We start from the raw sequence: 3,262 nt of genomic DNA, 5'->3' as shown, positions 1-3,262 counted from the left end.
AAGTAGGAAGTATAAAAGTGGGTGGTTTTTTAGGAGGAATAAATGTTCCAATAAGTAAATTTACATCCAGAGGAGGACAATATAAAATTCAATTTCAGAATTTAGATCCGAATGGATATACCATTTTTCTAAATGGTGGACAAGTCTATTATTGATAGATATAGGTGGAATCCTTGCAAGTGAAGGATTCCACCTATTTATCAGTACGCAATAATACTGGAAATCAATGTCCTCTAATACTTAACGTAAGATTTGGTTCGGTTGCTACACAGACCCCATGCCCATCGGGACAATATCTGTAGGGGTGTTTTTCATATATACATTGATACCACTGAGTCGTTTACTACGAGAAGAATACTTCATTCCTTTCTTCTTTTCTCTTACAGCTTGATCTTGTAATCGTTTTTTTTGTTGTTCTTTTGTTAATCGATGTACAATCACACGAGTTGGTACTTTATCAGTCATTCCTACATAGGCGTCGGATATTTCACATGTTTGTCCTGGCTGAAGAGAGTTCATTAAGATCTCCATATCTATCTGTACATACTCTGTACCTTTCTTGATTCTTCCATCTTGAAAGTAATTAGGTTTGGGATTTTTTTGATAAATACGTGTATTCGACTTGATACGAGAGATATAGTAAGCCTTTTTATCTTGTATATGTTGAAGATCTTTCAAATGAAAATAACCTAAATCTCGGATACATAAATCATTCGCTGTTATAGTTGGGACACACAGAGAACCGTAGGTTCGATCATGTTGTTTACCTGGACCAGTATGAATATGTAGGAACTGTCCACTTAACAGGTCATACTCAAGTTGAATTTTCATCCCAGCTGTATGACTGCACCCTCCTGCACCTGGATAAACGAATGAAAAGGGATCTGGGAGTTGAAAAGCAGTGGAATCTAAAATACGAATACGCTTGAAAACAGAAGTGTATGGAGAAGAAATCGGCATAGATGAAGCCAATTTTTGGTTTAGTAGTTCAGCTAATATGTGTTGTAAAAATTGGACGGCTGCTTTATTAAATCGTTGATTCAGTCCCTCGGGACTAATAAGTACTTCTGTTGATGCTTCTAAACAGCTAGATAACTGAGTTAAAGAAGTCGTAGCGACATTTTGGCTCATCCATACACATAAAGCGACTAAATCTTTTGCTTGATACTTACTGGTTCGTTGCACAAAACCAACATCTCTAGCAAGATCTCGTAAGATATTTGGGGATAAGAAGCTTTGAATTTCTTGAGCAAATAGTTGTAATTCATCAGATACAGAAACAGACATACAAAACGCCATCCTTTCCTATGATTCTACAGAAAGAATAGCGCATTTTTTCATTTTAGGGGGTATTTTGTTTTTGTTAGCTTGATAGCGATGTGTCTGTACCCCTATCATAAAATAAGTAGTTTTATATAAAACTACACTTCCTTAAGTAATATCGCACCTTGGAATCCATTTTTTTACAAATAACGTGCGTTTGATCAAATTATAGACCCTATCCTCTTCATGATTAATTATCTGAATATTCTTTTTGATAACACTTCAAAAGGTACACTTTTCTATATATTCGTATTTTCATTAAGCCTATTCTTATTAAGTTCCGCCATAGCGTCATGATAAATATTGACTTACATAGAAAATTAGGGTGTGTTGAAGTTAAATAAAATGAAAATACGCTATACTTTCCTGTGATTCGACTGAAAGAGTTATATTTTTTTCGTTTTAGGGGTGTTTTAGAACACATGCCATATAACACCCTTAACACCCTTTAAATGAGGCTTTATAGTAATTGATACTTGTATTATTAATTGTTAATCTAAAGATCATTAAATCAAATTCTGAGAATCCGTTTTTCTACATCACAGATATTTTTCTGCGGAAATATACAAAAAATGGAATTGTGAACACCCTACTGTTCGTTTATATTGGCTCTTTCTATCAACCTAGCATATCCGCAAAACTTGTTCCTACATTATTTTTACGCTTCATATGTTTCTCTAAATAAATTTTTGTTGTCTGGATATCTTCATGACCGAGCGTCTGCATTAAATGATACAAATCTGCATTCCCATGCTCCACGGCCATAATTGCAAAAGCATGGCGAAACGTATGTGCAGTAACAGGATTTTCTCGATGCCTTAAGAAATCTAAATTTGTCTTTGAAATCATATCTGTTACCTGATTAGATAATGTTTTGGCATTATAGAAGTTCCCTCTTTGATTCACAAATAACGGATTTTCATCCCCAGAATTTAATATCGTTTCAAATCCCCTTCTTTTTCTCATCTCATATACACATTGATATAAATGCTCTGAAATAAAGAGTTCCCGTACCTTATCACCCTTCCCAATCACCTTTAACCAATACTTCCCATCATAATGCATATCTTTAACTCTTGCTGTACACAACTCTCGAATACGTGCACCAGTACTTGCTAATGCAAGTAAAATCGTATAATTCACTATGTGTCCTTTATCTTTATAAAAACTAAGTATCTTCATAACTTCTTCATACGATAAGTCACGGTTTGGTCGATCCTGTGCATTTACATTTGCTCGCTGTAATTCTTCATGAAGTGGTTTCTCTATGTAGCCAAACACATGAAGATGATTAAGGAAAGAGCGAATTAATACTGTTTTCTTCGCAAGTGTTGCGACTGCATACGTAGATTCATTTCTGCCATTCTTTACTTGCTTTAGCCAGGTATTATATTTACGAATGTGCCAAGGCTCCAGTGCTTTTAATAAGGAAGCTTTTTGCTCTACATCTTTCCCATTTATCTCAAATTCTTCTGCATGTTGCACCATACACTGACAAAATGACAAAATTTCTGTTACATAGCTTTTTTTCGTATCTTCTTTTCTATTCTTCTTCTCATCCATGTCTTTTTGCAAATGCACAAAATGATAAATCACTTCAAGGTCACTTAGGAAATCGTATTTTCCCTTTCCCTCTTTTTCTGCTGCTTCCATTTTTCGTTCAATATTATTCATATAACGAGTATTATTCAGAAAAGGAACAACATCACTTATACGCTCCATATATGTATCTATAAATCCACTTTCATTGCTTGTAATAGGTAAGATTTCTTTTTCACTTTTACTGTACATATAAATCCTTCACCACTCTCTGTATAGATTCTTAACACAATATCTTTTACTCAATTATACTATGGAACTGAATTTACTTACATAAATTATGTAAATTAAAAAACATTATCTTTCTGTAAGAATTCTACATTCTTCTCTATTAACTTAT

1 protein-coding gene and 1 pseudogene are annotated in these 3,262 nt (G+C 33.9%); both read right to left on the bottom strand.

Annotation, left to right across the window (positions count from 1 at the left end):
• Positions 1-279 precede the first annotated feature (279 nt).
• Positions 280-1,287 (bottom strand): annotated as a pseudogene (locus V7183_RS17895) (IS4 family transposase); the annotation flags it as partial.
• Between the two features lie 654 nt (positions 1,288-1,941).
• Complete coding sequence (locus V7183_RS17890) at positions 1,942-3,114, bottom strand: tyrosine-type recombinase/integrase (protein ID WP_335360344.1); 1,173 nt, start codon at positions 3,112-3,114, stop codon at positions 1,942-1,944.
• Between the last annotated feature and the right edge of the window lie 148 nt (positions 3,115-3,262).

It is taken from the genome of Bacillus sp. JJ1127, assembly GCF_036965845.1.
Taxonomy (GTDB): Bacteria; Bacillota; Bacilli; order Bacillales; family Bacillaceae_G; genus Bacillus_A.
This window is presented reverse-complemented; position numbering and strand designations above follow the sequence as displayed.